This is a genomic window from Caballeronia hypogeia (genome assembly GCF_001544875.2).
GTDB lineage: Bacteria > Pseudomonadota > Gammaproteobacteria > Burkholderiales > Burkholderiaceae > Caballeronia > Caballeronia hypogeia.
This window is the reverse complement of record NZ_FCOA02000049.1, coordinates 1-15,726: the sequence shown is the minus strand read 5'-3', so window position 1 is coordinate 15,726 and position 15,726 is coordinate 1. Positions and strand designations below refer to the sequence as shown.

Below are 15,726 nucleotides of genomic sequence, written 5' to 3'. Positions count from 1 at the left end.
TTAGGCTCCGGAGTGGTCGGAAGAAGGAAGAGACCGCAGGTCGGCGAAGCGCGGCGCGCGCTTTTCGAGGAACGCGGCAATGCCTTCGCGCGAATCTGGCCCCTGATGCATCGCCAGGGCGGTCTCGGCTTCGTAGCGCTCCGCGGTGCGCGTGCCGTCGCGCAAGCCGAGATTGACGCCAGACTTGACAGCCTGCACCACCGCGGGCGAGCGTGACGCGATGACGGCCGCCATCGTCATCGCTTCGGCGAGCGCCTGGCCGGTCGGCACGAGGCGCGACACGAGCTCGAAGCGGGCGGCTTGCCCGGCGCTCATCGGCTCGGCGGTCAGCATCATTTCGAGCGCCCGCGCCGGTGGGATCAACTGCGGCAAGCGGTATAGTTGACCGCCCTCGGGAAGCAGCCCGAGCCGTGCCCCGGGGGAACCGAAGACCGCGTTCTCGCTGGCGACGCGCAGATCGCATGACAGCGCGAGCATGAAACCCGCCGCCCAGCAATGGCCATTGACCGCCGCGATGACCGGCTTGCGCATGGTCAGCGGACGCACGAACGGCGCTTCGCCAACCGTGCTTCGCGCGTGCTCGCCGGAGGCGAGCTCGTTGAGGTCATGGCCGCTGGAAAACGCGAGATCGCCGGCGCCGGTGACGATCACCACACGAATGCGCTGGTCGGCCTCCGCCGTGTTGAAAGCCTCGAGCAGCGCGACCGACATCGATTCGTCAAACGCGTTGCGGATCGGCTCGTTGCAAATGGTCAGCACGCGTATCGCATCACGCGTCTCCACCAGGATTTCGCCCATAAGCTTCGTGCTCCGAAATGGCATCGTCTGCGCGGATGCGCCCGTCGAGAACATCAGCGTGCCGTCCGCGCCCACGAATAATACATTGTGTTCGATTTCGGACTTGATGTCTTTTTACGGATTCTATGTCTGCCATATTTGGGCTTGTATGCCGGTAAACCCGAAGATCGATTCATGGTCACTGCTAAAAGACGCATCAGTGAAATGAATGATGATTGCCCGAAGAAATAGATTTCAAGAATAGAGCGCCTCGCCGAGCGCCCGCGCGTCGTCACGTCGGGGGGCAATCAGTTACGGCGATGGCGTCAAGAGAAGCGTGCGGTTTCACACGTTTGGCATGCACGACGAATCGTCGTGCCCAGACTCTCAACCAGAATGCCCGGATATCGATGGGAAGCGGTCAATCGAGGGGCCTGGACTCCGTAACTCTGAATGACGGAAACTGGCTGGGTTAAGGCCGTGCCACCGGAAATTTGCGCGCCGGAAACCGGCCATTGAGCGGTGGCGAACGAGACCTTGGCTATTCAAATTGGATCGCGCCCTCGACCGGCGGCTCGTGGCCGGTTGCCGAAAATCGAGCCGGGGGCGCTGAGCACCCGAAGCGACTCCTGGCGAGCTGCCCTACGCGACCCCTGAGCGGACTTCTTGCACGTTAAGGCCGAAACCGACTCGTCGGCGACGATCTGCCACTAAGTTTTCCAGAGCATTGTCGACTTCCGATCATCAGCTTCGTCGTCAGTACATAAACATCCAAAGGATCTCTCATGAAATTCCTCGGCCTCGCCTACTTCACGCCCGAAAAATTCGCCTCGATGCCGCCGGACGACGTCAAGGAATTGGTGAGCCAATGCCCCTCATTGGACGAAAAGATGCGCTCTACCGGCAAGGTTCTGATTTCCGCGTCGCTCGGCGACTTGGAGACCTGGAGAACACTTCGCCCGCGCAGTGGCAAGACGCACGTCACTGACGGGCCTTACACCGAGTCGAAGGAAGTCGTGGGCGGCCTTTTTATCATCGAAGCAGATTGCCTGAACGATGCGTTGCGCATCGCGTCCATGCACCCGGCTGCCACGCTGGGCGAAGAAGGCGGATGGGCCGTCGAGCTTATCCCCATGGATTTCTACCTATCGCGATAAAGACCGGGGCGCCAGTCTCAAGAATGGGTCGGCGCTCCTTTCTCCGCAAACACCTTCAAGGCTTTGTGAAATCATCGCGGCGGTGTCCATTCCATCTCGGCCGGACCCAGGCTGGCGACTGGTCCCCGTCCGGCCAACCTCGGCCGTTCGACGTTTGGTACGCCCAGCGTCTCTTGATTGATGAAGTGCAACGGCCATTCGCTCGTGGTGCTCGCCGACTCGTCGTCGGCCTTTCGTCGACGCTCGACGACGCAGTTTCCGCCCATTGCTGACGGTCGAACCGCCGCTCGTGCAACGACATGTATCAGAGCGGAACAACGCTTTAGCGTCGCGTCTCCGGATGAAAAGCTTCGCGGTTAGCGATGACGTAATCGTGCACAGAAATCGGCCTTTTGCCCGTTGTCTGTTCGACCAGATCGTCATGCCAGCCAATTCGCCCGACTGATAGCCGCGATACACAGACGTAATATGCTGGATGAAATACGCCGGCAATCCGCGTTGCTTGAGACGCGCCTCGAATGATTCGACGCTCTCGGCTTCATATCGCATGGGGCGGCCAAGCGCATCGCCGACTATTTTTGCCATTTCCTCGTGATTGAGCGGGCGGACGAGACCTTGGCGATTCAGATTGGATGGCGACCTCGACCGGCGGCTCTGTGGCCGACCTCTGCCCGATTCGGCCGGCAGGAACGCGACGCTTTCGGATGCTCGACATCCGGTGACCGGGACAACCCGCAAAGTCGATCGGTTTGGCGCCGCGGCCTCCGTCGTAGGTCTTCGTGAGTTGGCGGCATTCGAGGGCGTGAGAATCGTCGGAGTCGGCGGATCGCATATGCGAGGACGGAAAGGCTGGCGGACTCGCAAACATCGCGCCCATGAATCGCGCGAGACGCTTTCCTGCCCCGCACGCAGGGTTATCCCTTAGGTCATTTGCATTGACTTAAGCCGACGCGGAAATCAAACTGTGATCACAGATCAACAATCAAAGGATATGTACGTGGCGCCCCGTTCCGCATCGCCGATTCCGCAGCTCGAAGTCATCGCCACTGAGACGATGGCGACCAAGGTTTATCAGCAGCTCCGCGAAGCGATCATGAGCGGCAGCTTCGCCGCTGGTCAGCCGCTGAGCCTGCGCGGCGTGGCGGAAGCGGTCGGCCTGTCGACGATGCCTGTGCGCGCCGCGCTCACGCGTCTGCGCGCGGAAGGCGCGCTGGTCGACGGCCCGTCGCGCGGCCTCATGGTCCCGCCGATGACGCCCGAGCTGCTCGACGAGCTGCGCGACGTGCGCGTCGCGCTGGAAGGCTGTGTTGCGGAACGCGCGGCGGCGCGCATGACGAACGACGATGTGGCCGCCGTGCAGCGCATCTTCGATGAAATGGACGCCCACGTCGAAGCCGACAACGCACGCGCTTACCTGCGCTGCAATTTCGCGTTCCACACGAGCATTTACCGGCACGGCGCGAGCGAGATGACGCTTGCGACGATCCAGAACATGTGGATGCGCATCGGCCCTTTCTTGAACATGGTCGCGCCCGATGTCGCGCACATGCGCGTGTCGATGGAAGCGCATCGGCAGATCATCGATGCGCTGTGGAAGCACGACGGCGTGGCCGCGCGTGAAGGTATCGCGAAGGATATCCGCGACGCCGCGCGCGATCTCGAAACGCGTCTGCGCTCGCAGGAAGCACGCACGTTGCGTCAGGCGCAAAGCTGAGTCACGAAGGCGCAAGATTTCGCGCCTTTGCACCTAATCATTAGCATATCTAATCGCATGAGCGAGGACGGCGCACGTCCCGCAAAACATAACCAAAGGAGTCAGACGATGGATTTCACGAAAATGCTCACGCCGCGCGCGGGTTTGCGCGTGCTCATCACGGGCGGCGCATCGGGCATCGGTCTCGCGATCGCGAAGGCCTTCGTGTCGATGGGCGCGCGCGTGCATGTCTGCGATGTCGATCCGAAAGCCATCGACGCGGTATCGACCGTTTCGCCGTCGATAACCGGCACGCGCGCGGATGTCGCGAACAAGGACGACGTCAAGCGCGTCTTCGAGGACGTGAGGCGCGAGCTCGGCGGACTCGACGTGCTGATCAACAACGCGGGCATCGCGGGGCCGACGGGCGGCATCGATGCAATCGATTCCGACGACTGGGAAAAGACCATCGACGTGAATCTGAACAGCCAGTACTACTTCTCGCGCCAGGCCGTTCCGATGCTGCGCGAGGCGGCCGATGGCGGCGTGATCGTGTTCATGTCGTCGGTGGCGGGACGCCTCGGCTACGGTTTCCGCACGCCCTATTCCGCGACGAAGTGGGCCGTGGTCGGTCTCGCGAAGAGTCTCGCGATCGAGCTCGGCCCCGACAACATCCGCGTGAATGCGGTGCAGCCGGGCATCGTGAAGGGTCCGCGCATGGAAGGCGTGATCGCCGCGCGCGCAAAGCAGCTCGGCATCAGCTACGAAGAAATGGAGAAGCAGTATCTCGCGAAGATTTCGCTGCGCCGCATGGTCACGCAGGAGGAAATCGCGGCGAGCGTGCTGTATCTCAGTTCGCCGGCCGGCAGCGCGATCTCGGGGCAGGCGCTCTCCGTCTGCGGCAACGTCGAAACGCTCTAAGGAACAACGAGGAAACCATGGCAACGAAACGCAAGGTCATCATCACGTGCGCGCCGACTGGCGCGATCCATACGCCGTCGATGTCGCCGTATCTGCCGGTCACACCCGACCAGATCGCCGCAGCCGCGCTCGCGGCCGCGAAGGAAGGCGCGGCGATCCTGCATCTGCACGCGCGGGATCCCGAAGACGGCCGTCCGACGCAAGACCCCGCCGTGTTCCAGCGCTTCCTGCCGCGCATCAAGTCGGAAACGGATGCGGTCATCAATCTGACCTCGGGCGGCAGCCCGCACATGACGGTCGAGGAACGTCTGAAGCCGGCGCATCACTTTCAGCCGGAAGTCGCATCGCTCAATATGGGCTCGATGAACTTCGGCCTGTATCCGATGCTCGATCGCTTCAAGGATCTGAAGCACGACTGGGAGCGTCAGCATCTGGAAAAGAGTCGCGATCTCGTGTTCAAGAACACGTTCGCGGATATCGAATACATCCTGACTTCGTGCTCGGCCAACGGCACGCGCTTCGAGTTCGAGTGCTACGACATCTCGCATCTCTACAACCTCGCGCATTTCGTCGATCGCGGGCTCGTGAAGGGACCGTTCTTCGTGCAGAGCGTATTCGGTCTGCTCGGCGGCATCGGCGCGCATCCCGAGGATCTCGCGCACATGAAGCGCACCGCCGACCGCCTCTTCGGCAACGACTATGTCTGGTCGATTCTCGGCGCGGGCCGCAACCAGATTCCGCTCGGCTCGATCGGCGTCGCGCAGGGCTCGAACGTGCGCGTCGGTCTGGAGGATTCGCTGTGGATCGGCCCGGGCCAGCTCGCCGAATCGAGCGCGGCGCAGGTGCGCAAGATCCGGCAAGTGATCGAAGGTCTGTCGCTCGAAGTCGCGACGCCCGCCGAAGCGCGCCAGATGCTGTCGCTCAAAGGCGGCGACAACGTCAACTTCTGATCCTCCAGTCCTGTAATCGCACGCGCCGCGCATGCGGCGCGGGTTCACGCAATCACAACACAAAAAATACAACGCTTACGGAGACACGTCCTTGAAACGCCTTCCCGACACCGCATCGCCTACGCGCGTCGCGCGTCCTTACTGATTCCGGGAGTCATCATGTCCAAGCCCCACACAACGAGCGGCGCACCGCACGCGTCGCTCAACAGCCTGCTGCTGCGCAAGCTGATGCCCTTGCTCGTGATCGTCTACGTGATCAGCTTTCTCGATCGCACGAATATCGCGCTCGCGAAGCATTCGATGAGCATCGACCTCGGCATCTCCGCCGCCGCGTACGGACTCGGCGCGGGCCTCTTCTTCCTGACCTACGCGGCCTTCGAGATACCGAGCAATCTCATCATGCACAAAGTCGGCGCGCGCTTCTGGATCACCCGCATCATGGTGACATGGGGCGTGCTTTCGGTCGCGATGGCCTTCGTCACCGGCGAAACCTCGTTCTATGTGATGCGCCTTCTGCTCGGCGCCGCCGAAGCGGGCCTTTTTCCCGGCGTGATGCTCTATCTCACGTACTGGTTCGGCCGTGAGGAACGCGCTCGCGCGACCGGCTATTTCCTGCTCGGCGTGTGTGTCGCGAATATCGTCGGCGGGCCACTAGGCGGTGCGCTGCTCGAACTCGACGGAGTGCTCGGCTTTCACGGCTGGCAATGGCTCTTCGTGATCGAAGGCCTGCCCGCGATCCTGCTCGCGCTCGTCGTCTGGAAAATGCTGCCCGATCGTCCGACGAGCGCGTCCTGGCTTTCACGCGATGAAGCCGTCGCGCTCGAACGCCGCCTCGCCGCCGAGCACGACGCGCAAGGCAGCGGCCACGGCGCCGGCGCGTTCCGCAGCGTCCTCGGCGATCGTCAGGTGTGGCTCGCGATTCTCGTGTACTTCTGCCATCAACTGACAATCTACACGGTGATCTTCTTTTTGCCGGGGATCATCGGCAAATCGGGGCATTTCTCGCCGCTGATGATCGGCCTGCTCACCGCGACGCCGTGGGTCGCCGCCGCCATCGGCGCGGCCACGCTGCCGCGTTTTGCGAGCAATTCGTCAAAGAGCCGCCGCATGCTGATCGGCGGGCTCGTCATCATGGCCTCGGGCATGCTGATCGCCGCATGGTCGACGCCCGCGATCGGGCTGCTGGGCGTGTGCGTGTCCGCATCGATGTTCTTTGTCGTGCAATCGATCATCTTTACGTTCCCGTCGTCGCGGCTCTCGGGCAGCGCGCTCGCGGGCGGCTTGGGCCTCGTCAACTCGTGCGGCCTGCTGGGCGGTTTCGTCGGACCGACGGTGATGGGCATCATCGAGCAGACAACCGGCCGCGCTATGAACGGGCTCGTGTGTCTCGCGGTCGCGCTGCTGGTCGCGGCGGTGTGCAGCGTGCGCCTGCGCCACGGCAACGAGCAGCGCGCCGAGGACGAGCGCGGCGCGATGTCCAACGCATGATCGTCTGACGCTTCGGCCAGCGCGCCGTGATTCACGCAGTCACGGCGCGCACTTCAACCGCCGAGCAAACGGAACACGGCGACGGCCGTTTTCGCGGAACGTATACCGACTCCGCGGGTCCCGTTGCTAGCCCGGAGATGGTGCGCTCCTTCCTCAAGCATCCGCGCCGCCGTTGATCGGGCGTTCGCGATTCCGCTTTCGTCACGCCTGGACACGCCCCGCTCCGAACGCACGATGGAAGCAGCCTCAACGCTCCGCCTGTACCGCGCCGATGCCGCTCACGTCTTCTTCAACCCCGGTGCCGATGTCTTCGAGCGAGTGACCGCTCGTTTCCACACGCAGCACGAACAGCGCGACGATCAGCAGGCTGAGCACGCCGATCACCATCCCAAGCACGCCGGGCAGGCCGAAATTCTCGAACAGCGCGACAGCCAGATACGGCGTGCACATCGACGCCGCGCGTCCGCACACGGCGGCGAATCCGGTGCCGCGCAGGCGGAACGCCGTCGGAAACAACTCGGGGATATAGCCGTAGAGACCCAGCGTGACGACGGTATAGATCGACGTGATCAGCGCGAAGCCGACCACGGAAATTGCCATCGGATCGCGCATCTGCGGATAGAAGAAGCCGAGCACGATGGTGGCCAGCGAGAACAGGATCAGTCCGCGCTGCCGCCCGAGACGGTCGCCGAGCAGATAACCGACCAGCGCCCCGCCCGGTGCGCCGAAGGCCATCAGCGTGACGAAGCCAAGCGATTGCACGACCGTCAGACCTTGCTTCACGAAGAATGTGGGCAGCCAGGCGACGAAGCCGTAGACTGACATGTTGATGGCCACGCAGACGATCGCCGCCACCAGTGTGCGGCCGATTACCGGACGAGAGAACAGCACCGAGAACGGGAGCTTGCGCGGCGTCACCGCTTGCGTGGCGGCCACGGGCGGCAGCTTGCCCTTCTCGCGTTCGACTTGCGCTTCGATCTCGGCGAGTGTCGCCTCGGCTTCGGCGACGCGCCCGACCGATTCCAGCCAGCGCGGCGATTCGGGCATGCGCTTGCGCATGATCCAGATCGCGAGCGCGCCCGCACCAGCAATGCCGAACATCCAGCGCCAGCCAAGATTCGGAATGACGAAATAACCGACGCTCGTGGCGATCAGGAACCCCGAGTTGATGACGAGACCCATCAGCGAAATCCAGCCGCCGCGATACTTCGGCGGAACGAATTCGCACAGCGTGCCGGCCGCGACGACCAGTTCGGCGCCCAGGCCGAGACCCATCAGGAACCGGAACACGATCAAGGTTTCGATATTCGGCGCGAAACACGCGAGCAGCGAGGCGACGCCGAATACCGCGAGATTGACCTGATAGGAATAGCGCCGTCCGAAACGATCGCCGACCCAGCCTGCCAGCGCTGAACCGATCAGCATACCGAAGAAAGTGGCGGAAATGAACGCCGCATTGGTCGCGAGCGTCGAGAAGCCGGACTTCACCAAAGCAGCGAGCACGCCCGCGGCGAGGTAGATGTCGAAGGCATCAAGCACCGCGCCGCCGCTGATCAGCCCGAGAATCTTCCAGTGAAAACGCGCCAGCGGCAGCCGGTCGAGCCGGGCGCCCGCGTTGACGGATGAAGCGTTCATGCAGTTGTCTCCTGAACGATGCCGCATCCGCCGGTCTTGCGCCGGCGCCATGCGATGGCGAGTTGCGCTACGGGCCCGGTTTCGATCACCGGACTGGGACTTGCAAGGCTGCGTTTGTGAATCAGCCGGCGTGATCGCGCGCAAGCAACGATGGCTGATGCCAGTCGCTATGCAACTGCATCTGATGCGCGAGGCGCAACAACACGTCTTCGCTCCACGCGCGCCCGATGATCTGCACGCCGGCGGGCATGCCGTTGGCGGTTTTACCCACCGGCACGCTCACGCCAGGCAAGCCGAAGTAATTGATGCCGCGCGTCCAGTACGAAAAGTTGCCGAAACGCCGTTCAATCTCGCTGGCATCGCCGGTGAGCGTTTCATCGATCGTCGGAACGGCGCACGGCAGCGTGGGAAGCAGCAAGGCCTGTGCATCGCCGAGATAGCGTTCGACGAATTGCGTCATGCAGCGCGCACGCATGCGCAATGCGTCCACGTAGCGCGTGGCCGGATACAGCAGGCCCCGTTCGAGCCGGCGCAACACCTGCTCGCCGTAATCGGCACGCCGTTCGCGCAGCCATGTGCCGTGAATAGAGCCGGCCTCCGCGCCGAGCACCAGCGTGGCAAGCGCGCCCGCTTCACGCAGGTCGGGCAGCGCCACGCGGCGCAGCGTCGCGCCGCAACCAGCCAGCGCATCGGCCATCCGAAGCACCGCCGCGCGCAGTTCATCCGAGACGGGCGCATCGTCGCCGAAGTCCGGCACCGCGATGATGTCCTCGCGATCGAGAGGTCGTTCCACCGCGCCTTCGAAGTCGCGTGGTCCGGTCGCGAGGCAGCGCGGATCGTTTGCGTCGCCGTTCCATATCGCCTGCAGCATGGCAGCGGCGTCTTGCGCCGTGCGCGCCAGCACGCCAACACAATCGAGGCTCGGCGACAAGGGCATGACGCCGAACGTCGATATGGCGTCCTGCGTCGGCTTGATGCCCGTGACGCCGTTCACCGCGGCGGGAATGCGCACGGAGCCGCCCGTATCGGACCCGAGCGCGCCCGCCACGACGCCGAGCGCCACCGCTATGCCGCTGCCGCTCGACGAACCGCCACTGACGTGCGCCTCGGACCAGGCATTGCGGCCGTGGCCGAGATGCGCGTTGAAGCCAGTGGGACTCATGGCGAACTCCGCCATGTGCAGCGCACCGAGATCGATCGCGCCGGCGTTGTCGAGGCGTTCCAGCACCGTCGCCGTTATCGCCGGCCGATGACCGGCGAGGATGCGGCTGCCGCATTCGCTCAGTTCACCCGCGCGAAAAAACATGTCCTTGTGCGCGAGCGGCGCACCCGACAAGCGGCTCGCAAGCTGCGTCCGTGCGCCGTCGCGGTCCACGGCGCGCGCCTGCGCCAACGCACGCTCCTCACGCAAGCGCACGATGCCGCCCCGCGCTCCCGCTTGCGCCGCCGCCTGCAAGGCGGCGTGAGTGCGCGCTTCGCATGTATCGGGCGAAAGAATCCGTGTTTCAGCGTGCATGGCCGGGCTCCGTGTGTTGCAGCGTACGGGCGAACTCATCAGCTTCGAGCCAGTCGAGCGATTGCGCGGCGGCGGCCACGGCCTGCACCGTGGCGTGCGCGGCCTCGACCAGCGAGGCCGCATTCGCGCGGCTCAACGCGACGGAGCCGAATTGCTCCACCCACGCTTGCGCGCCGGCATTCCAGTCTGGGTAATTCTCATTCGACATACGCAGCTCCCGCGATCGTTGCGATTCGGCATAAGAGGGGTTTGCCCGCGGCGCGTATAGCTCGCCGAGGGGGGATTGCGTTTCGGATTCGGAGTTTCGCTGCGCATGGAGGCCATCGCCCCAAAGGCGCGGCGGTGGAATGCGCGCATGTGCACAACGACGATCTCGCCAGGACGACGCACCTGCCTTCGACCTCGCGTGTGTCTCCGCTTCGAACGACTTTGTCGCTCATTGTTATTTTGTACGGACAAAGTATGGAGCGCGAGAAAAGCGCTGTCAAGGCGCTGTTCGGAGAAACCGGATCAGGGTTTTGCCGAGGCAGTGGTGTGCGCCCTGCGCGCATCGATAGGTACGCGGCGCGGGCGCGGCCACGTGTCTCGAATCGCGCCGCCGACCTGAAGCTTTAGTCGATTCAAAGCTCGTCGATCGCAATCAGCCACATCCGAGGCGGCCATCAAATGAGGTCCGCGCGGCGTACTCAGGAGACCCTGCGGACTCGCGCGTTGTCGGCATATCAGCTGATCGGATGAGGCCACAGAGCCAGACCGATTTCATCATCGACACATGCAGGAGACGAGCATGCACGACATCGAAACGCGAACGATCCGCAAGACATTGCGCCGCTTCGCGCCCGTTCTGGCCGTAGGCTTCGTGGTCGCTTTTCTGGATCCCGTGAACGTCGGTTTCGCCGCACGCACGATGAACCGCGATGTCGGTCTGTGCGCATCGCTTTAGGGCTTGCCACGGGACTCATCGGCGATGCCGAATTCGCGAGAATGAGGCGGCACCCTCTCCTTATCAACACGGCGCGCGGTGGACTGGTGAACGAGGCGGCACTGGTTCGCACGCTGAAAGATGGCTCGATATCCGCGCGGGTTTCGATGTCGTCACTGAGGAGCCGCTGCTGGAAGCCAATCCTTTGAATGGAATCCTGAATCATCCCGCATTCATTCCCACACCTCACGGCGCATGGGCAACCGAAGAGGCAATTCAGGCGCTCGCGGATCAATTGATGGACAACATTGCTGCCTATGTCGCGGGACAACCGCGAAACGTCCTTAACGCACCGCGCAGCAATGGACTGGCTACCGAGTCCGGAAACGGTTTCTGAAGGTCTCCTGCGACGCTTCGCAGACCGCCTCGCGGCAGCCTGCGCACGGCTCGGGCCGATGTGGCTCGCTATTCCTTTATCGTAGTGGACTTGCGGTCTCCCGGTGCACTCAGAATTTGTGGCGAATCCCGGCGACGACCGCCGCCTGCGTTTTTGTCGATGACGGCGCCAATGTGAACAGCACCGCCCGCGCGAGATCGCCCGTGCCCTTGATGTAGTTCCCAAACACTGCGAGCTCGTATCGATGCCGCCGTATCGGCCGTTCGTGCACAAGTACGCTCCCGACACGAAGAGCGCCGGCGAGATCCTGTACATGACGGTCAGATCATAGTTGTCGAGATGCAGGCTCGTGGTGTCCAGATACGAGTAGCGCACGTCCGAGAGCGGACTCGTGTGGACGAACTGGAACGGCGCGCCCTGGTAGTCGTCGCTCACGGCGCCCGCCGTGTTCGCGAGACCGGGATGATCGACGTCGACATAGGCGATCGCGCGTTGCGCATGGCGGAGATGATTCGTCCATATGCTCGCGCCGAGGCCGTAAGCGGAGTCGTTGGCGTTCGCAAGCACGTCTTCGAGATGACGTTCGACGGCGCGCTCGACATGCGATTCGGTGGCCGCCGGCTCGAACTGCGTCACTTCGGGCCTGGCCATTCGTACGGCGACTCGGTGTGCTGGCTGCCCGACGAGAAAATACTGTTCTCGAGCGATCTCGTCGAGAATCGGTGCGGCGTCTACGCCGGAGACGGCTACCTGCAGCCTGGAGCCGGACGCTCGACAAGCTGCAGTCGCTGAACCCTGAGATTCTGGTGCCCGGCCGCGGCGCGGCACTGCGCGATCCGCTCGCATGTCGGACGGCGATCGACGATACGCGACGCTTCGTTCGCACCGTGATCGAGACAGTGCGACAGAGCATCGGGGACCACGCGTCGTTGAAGGAATGTTACGAGCGCACGCTGCACGCGATGGAGCCGGAGTTCGGCGACTGGCCCGTTTTCCGGCCCGTCTTGCCCTTCGACGTCGTGCGCGCGTACGAAGAACTGACGGGCGTCGAACATCCGACGCGCCCTTCCACCACACGCTCATAGCGGCCTAGTTCTCGGCGAGCAGACTTCTCCTCTCACTCTGCAGGATAGGAGGGAAAGGTGAAGATCGAACCGACGCCCATCGCCACGGCTTCGCTGCCGACCACCGATGCCGAGCGAGCGGCGCCGCCCGAGACGACGCGGCGCCCGAGGCAGGCCCCTTTCGCAGCACCTTTCCTACGAAGGGTTCTGATCGGCCCTATGAGACCGCCTCTATTCCGATGAGTGTGCTAATCGTGAGGGTACGGTGACGTTGCGAAACCGCAAGCGCTAAATCGTAGTCGCTCGCTTCTCCACTCATTTCTGCCCGCCGTTTTCGTCGTGGCCATCTGCGAGCGTTTGCTTCCTTCTTGTTACCCGCTCGCGGACGGGTCAGTAAGCGCAAGATGCGCGGATCATGCCGGACGTCGATCACCATCTCAATCTGAATATGGACGACGTCCGCATGCACGGGGTTGAAAATTTAGTTGTAGGCGAAAGGCATCACTGCGCTGGGCACTTTGAGCAATGTTGCAGATCCACCTTCAAGCCATTCGCTCCCGGCGGACTGCGTGTACGACGCGTCCTCTTTCCAATTCTCAGGCAAGACGCTCTCGCTCAATTCGACAATCGCTACCTGATCGCCGACCGCCACGCGCAGGAGACGCTACGTATCAGGCAGATCCGCCGTGAATCGGATTTCCTGATGAACGAGCGTCTCAAGCAGTGCACCGGCCGGATGCTCGACCAACGAAAAGTCGGAGGCTGGCAGTCCGGAGAGCGTACTGGAATCGCTGCAAACTCTTGCTAGATACTTGGAACGTGCGCTCGAGAAAGCAACGAGCGTCATTTTGATGCGCCACGCGCCAGGTGTCTGTACCGTGTATCTTGGCGACCCATCGGGTCCGCGAGAAGAGTTCCGGCAGGTCGACACGATTGCGAGCGCTTTTGCGGATGACGTGCTCGTTCTGACATCATCCGGAGGCAACTGTATCGTTTCGTTCGCAGCTTCACACAGACTGACGACGCGGCGGCCGTGGTCTTCTCTACTTAGCAGAGCTTGAGCGGAGTTCTTGTTGCGCGTCTTCGTGGCTTCGGTTCGACGCCGATGCGCCAATCACGCGCAAGAGTGAGCGACGTGACACGACGGGCGACATCCTCAAACGCAGGGTCGCCTTGCTTCACGCAAAGCCATTTCCCGAGAACCTGATGTGGCCGCAAGGCGGGCATTTCCTCGATAAGAGCCGTATGTCGTTGCCGTGATGTACATACCAGCAAACCATTCCACGGTTCATCCCGGTCAGCCACAACCAAGCATAGCAACCCGTCGACGTATGCCGCGTCGCAGCCGAACATTCGTTTTCGGACATACGTCTCGTCGCCCTCGAGAGGCTCGAGAATCCAGAGCAATGAGTTTCTTACCTTGGATGGCATGGGATATTCAGAGAAACGTTCTGGGTAGGTTCAAACTCAAAATCAGGCTGATATGCTGAAGCAACCTACCCTTCGTCGGCTGGTAAGCGCCGTTTCTTGTAGGTCACCGCGACGGGCGCAGGAGGCGCAGGAGTCGCAGAAGGCGGGCACGGAAATTCGTGAGGACCGGGCTCCTGCGTGGACGCGAAGAAAGCATCGTTGAGCGATTCCTCGAGCGGATGTTCGGAATCGCCACTGACGATTGAACGGGCTGCTTTGTCGTCACCCTCCCGATGGTTCTCTTGAATCGTGGCTTCGTTGTCCCCCTCTAGGGAAGCAACATTGACGGCTGTCGCCGGAGGTGTCTGAACCCCGTGGGGCGAGCCGGATAGAGCCCACTGAACCACGAGCTCTTGCGCTCGTGGATAGGAACATGCGATGACACCGCGAATGGTTTCCAACTGCAGTGCGTGCCGCGCCACCAGATTCTCTTCGTCAACGTGTTGGTCATCGCCAAGCATGAACGCCGCGATGCCAAGCGAATTTGCCTCGCCTGCTGCCAATCTCGCAGTGGTGGCGACCAAGTCACGCCACCGGTCGAATCCGCAACCTAGTGCTACAGCTTCGAGCGCCTGATTCAAGCGCAACGCGTTTTTGCCACCCGCCAGCTCCTGCAGAAGTTCTGCTTTTTCCTGCGCGGCTTCGGGCGAAATCAAGTAACGCGCCTTTTCCTTGTCTTCCATGACGATACAACCCTCCTAGCAACTTCATAGACACGGCGTGTTCGGCGCGCTCAGAACACAACCTTGGTCACATAAGCGCGCATGAGCACTGCAGAATCTTGCTCCTGTGCTCATAAGGCGACCACCCTAATCCCCCAGAGCCGATTTGACCTGCGATCCAGAACGCAAAAGCCAGTTTACCGGCCGGCGGCGCTGTCTGCATCCTCATGTTCCACGACGCACATTCCACGGTGTCATCGGCAACTGTAAATTGATACGCCGTCGTCACTGAGGAATTGATACACCTGGACGAAGGGATAATGGCGGCGTTGATCTCGTACGAGGGATACATGCAGATCGGGATATTGCACAAGTAGGGTAAGAGCCTGCGTGCCATTGCTTGTGAGGCCGGCGGCTCAGTCAACACGGTAAGGAAGTATCTGGCGGCTCAGGACGCGCCGATGTTTCGGGCCGCAGCGACTCCGCGTGAATCGATACTGAAACCGTTCGAGGCCTATCTACGGGCAAGGATCGAGGCGGCATCACCGGACTGGATTCTAGCGCCAGTTCTGTGGCGCGAGATTCAATCGAAGGGATTCGACGGCGGCGAGCGAATTGTGCGCAAGTTTGTTGGTACGCTGCGGCCTTTGCAGGCACCCGGTCCACTGGTGCGATTCGAGACTGCTGCGGGCGATTAGATGCAAGCCGACTGGGTCGAGTTCCGCAGATGCAAGGGAGCAAAATCTGTTCGCGTTTGTGGCCCCCTTGGCTATAGCCGCGCGACGTATGTTGAATTCGCTTCCAACATGCGGCTTGATACTTTGTTGAGGTGTCACGCAAACTGCTATAACTGGTGCGGAGGTGTTCGTCGGCCAGATTCAGGCAGCGAGACCGCCAGCCGTAAGCCAGTCCAGCCGGGACGACGGCTGATGAGCTGATGACGTTCCGCGCGCCGAAACGCAAAAACCCCACCTTTGTGGGGTGGGGTTTTTGTTTGCGGCATGAGGAGCCTGACGATTACCTACTTTCACACGGGAATCCGCACTATCATCGGCGTGGAGTCGTTTCACGGTC

The 15,726-nt window shown here is 62.2% G+C and carries 15 protein-coding genes and 1 pseudogene; 10 read left to right on the top strand and 6 right to left on the bottom strand.

Going from position 1 to position 15,726, the window contains the following annotated elements; genetic code table 11:
* Positions 1–798 carry an enoyl-CoA hydratase/isomerase family protein gene (locus tag AWB79_RS35985; protein WP_061172253.1) on the bottom strand — a complete coding sequence of 266 codons (798 nt, stop codon included), beginning with the start codon at positions 796–798 and terminating at the stop codon, positions 1–3.
* A 764-nt stretch (positions 799–1,562) separates the two neighbouring features.
* Between AWB79_RS35985 and AWB79_RS35980 the strand changes: the two genes are divergently transcribed.
* The 5 genes from AWB79_RS35980 to AWB79_RS35960 all read left to right on the top strand — a co-directional run bounded on the left by AWB79_RS35980 (position 1,563) and on the right by AWB79_RS35960 (position 6,986).
* Positions 1,563–1,934, top strand: coding sequence for a YciI family protein (locus AWB79_RS35980; protein ID WP_061172233.1), 372 nt, complete (start codon positions 1,563–1,565; stop codon positions 1,932–1,934).
* A gap of 997 nt (positions 1,935–2,931) precedes the next feature.
* Positions 2,932–3,648 carry a GntR family transcriptional regulator gene (locus tag AWB79_RS35975; RefSeq protein ID WP_061172252.1) on the top strand — a complete coding sequence of 239 codons (717 nt, stop codon included), beginning with the start codon at positions 2,932–2,934 and terminating at the stop codon, positions 3,646–3,648.
* A 108-nt stretch (positions 3,649–3,756) separates the two neighbouring features.
* Positions 3,757–4,548, top strand: coding sequence for an SDR family oxidoreductase (locus tag AWB79_RS35970; protein WP_061172251.1), 792 nt, complete (start codon positions 3,757–3,759; stop codon positions 4,546–4,548).
* Positions 4,549–4,565: 17 nt separating this feature from the next.
* A complete protein-coding gene (gene kce / locus AWB79_RS35965) occupies positions 4,566–5,498 on the top strand; it encodes a 3,5-dioxohexanoate:acetyl-CoA acetone transferase (protein ID WP_061172232.1) in 933 nt (310 codons plus the stop codon).
* Between the two features lie 159 nt (positions 5,499–5,657).
* Entirely contained in the window at positions 5,658–6,986 is a 1,329-nt protein-coding gene (locus AWB79_RS35960) for an MFS transporter (RefSeq protein WP_061172231.1), read from the top strand.
* Positions 6,987–7,232: 246 nt separating this feature from the next.
* Here the strand turns inward: AWB79_RS35960 and AWB79_RS35955 are convergent, their stop codons facing one another.
* The 3 genes from AWB79_RS35955 to AWB79_RS39890 all read right to left on the bottom strand — a co-directional run bounded on the left by AWB79_RS35955 (position 7,233) and on the right by AWB79_RS39890 (position 10,345).
* Positions 7,233–8,621 (bottom strand): MFS transporter, encoded by a 1,389-nt coding sequence (locus AWB79_RS35955; protein WP_061172230.1) that lies wholly within the window; start codon positions 8,619–8,621, stop codon positions 7,233–7,235.
* Positions 8,622–8,742: 121 nt separating this feature from the next.
* Positions 8,743–10,137 (bottom strand): amidase, encoded by a 1,395-nt coding sequence (locus AWB79_RS35950; RefSeq protein WP_061172229.1) that lies wholly within the window; start codon positions 10,135–10,137, stop codon positions 8,743–8,745.
* Positions 10,127–10,345 (bottom strand): hypothetical protein, encoded by a 219-nt coding sequence (locus AWB79_RS39890; RefSeq protein WP_061172228.1) that lies wholly within the window; start codon positions 10,343–10,345, stop codon positions 10,127–10,129. The genes AWB79_RS35950 and AWB79_RS39890 overlap by 11 nt, the downstream gene beginning before the upstream one ends.
* Before the next feature lie 579 nt (positions 10,346–10,924).
* Between AWB79_RS39890 and AWB79_RS39210 the strand changes: the two genes are divergently transcribed.
* The 5 genes and pseudogenes from AWB79_RS39210 (at position 10,925) to AWB79_RS39885 (ending at position 13,328) form a co-directional block, all read left to right on the top strand.
* Positions 10,925–11,080 carry a hypothetical protein gene (locus AWB79_RS39210; RefSeq protein WP_198399166.1) on the top strand — a complete coding sequence of 52 codons (156 nt, stop codon included), beginning with the start codon at positions 10,925–10,927 and terminating at the stop codon, positions 11,078–11,080.
* 14 nt (positions 11,081–11,094) lie between these two features.
* Positions 11,095–11,456: pseudogene (locus tag AWB79_RS38695) on the top strand (NAD(P)-dependent oxidoreductase); the annotation flags it as partial.
* A gap of 393 nt (positions 11,457–11,849) precedes the next feature.
* Entirely contained in the window at positions 11,850–12,248 is a 399-nt protein-coding gene (locus AWB79_RS35940) for an MBL fold metallo-hydrolase (protein WP_157695923.1), read from the top strand.
* Positions 12,249–12,262: 14 nt separating this feature from the next.
* Positions 12,263–12,541 carry a hypothetical protein gene (locus AWB79_RS35935; RefSeq protein WP_061172226.1) on the top strand — a complete coding sequence of 93 codons (279 nt, stop codon included), beginning with the start codon at positions 12,263–12,265 and terminating at the stop codon, positions 12,539–12,541.
* 394 nt (positions 12,542–12,935) lie between these two features.
* Positions 12,936–13,328 carry a hypothetical protein gene (locus AWB79_RS39885; RefSeq protein ID WP_157695922.1) on the top strand — a complete coding sequence of 131 codons (393 nt, stop codon included), beginning with the start codon at positions 12,936–12,938 and terminating at the stop codon, positions 13,326–13,328.
* A gap of 239 nt (positions 13,329–13,567) precedes the next feature.
* On the opposite strand, the gene AWB79_RS40710 is transcribed toward AWB79_RS39885, so the two are convergent.
* Together AWB79_RS40710 and AWB79_RS35930 are read right to left on the bottom strand one after the other, a co-directional pair.
* A complete protein-coding gene (locus AWB79_RS40710; protein ID WP_074169480.1) occupies positions 13,568–13,951 on the bottom strand; it encodes a hypothetical protein in 384 nt (127 codons plus the stop codon).
* A gap of 65 nt (positions 13,952–14,016) precedes the next feature.
* Positions 14,017–14,673, bottom strand: coding sequence for a hypothetical protein (locus AWB79_RS35930; protein WP_061172225.1), 657 nt, complete (start codon positions 14,671–14,673; stop codon positions 14,017–14,019).
* Positions 14,674–15,726 lie beyond the last annotated feature (1,053 nt).

Coding starts and splice junctions, on each gene's coding strand:
- AWB79_RS35955 (WP_061172230.1), bottom strand. CDS start 8,621: ATGAACGCTTCATCCGTCAACGCGGGCGCCCGGCTCGACCGGCTGCCG.
- kce (WP_061172232.1), top strand. CDS start 4,566: ATGGCAACGAAACGCAAGGTCATCATCACGTGCGCGCCGACTGGCGCG.
- AWB79_RS40710 (WP_074169480.1), bottom strand. CDS start 13,951: ATGCCATCCAAGGTAAGAAACTCATTGCTCTGGATTCTCGAGCCTCTC.
- AWB79_RS35960 (WP_061172231.1), top strand. CDS start 5,658: ATGTCCAAGCCCCACACAACGAGCGGCGCACCGCACGCGTCGCTCAAC.
- AWB79_RS35950 (WP_061172229.1), bottom strand. CDS start 10,137: ATGCACGCTGAAACACGGATTCTTTCGCCCGATACATGCGAAGCGCGC.
- AWB79_RS35980 (WP_061172233.1), top strand. CDS start 1,563: ATGAAATTCCTCGGCCTCGCCTACTTCACGCCCGAAAAATTCGCCTCG.
- AWB79_RS35970 (WP_061172251.1), top strand. CDS start 3,757: ATGGATTTCACGAAAATGCTCACGCCGCGCGCGGGTTTGCGCGTGCTC.
- AWB79_RS35985 (WP_061172253.1), bottom strand. CDS start 798: ATGGGCGAAATCCTGGTGGAGACGCGTGATGCGATACGCGTGCTGACC.
- AWB79_RS39210 (WP_198399166.1), top strand. CDS start 10,925: ATGCACGACATCGAAACGCGAACGATCCGCAAGACATTGCGCCGCTTC.
- AWB79_RS39885 (WP_157695922.1), top strand. CDS start 12,936: ATGCCGGACGTCGATCACCATCTCAATCTGAATATGGACGACGTCCGC.
- AWB79_RS35930 (WP_061172225.1), bottom strand. CDS start 14,673: ATGGAAGACAAGGAAAAGGCGCGTTACTTGATTTCGCCCGAAGCCGCG.
- AWB79_RS39890 (WP_061172228.1), bottom strand. CDS start 10,345: ATGTCGAATGAGAATTACCCAGACTGGAATGCCGGCGCGCAAGCGTGG.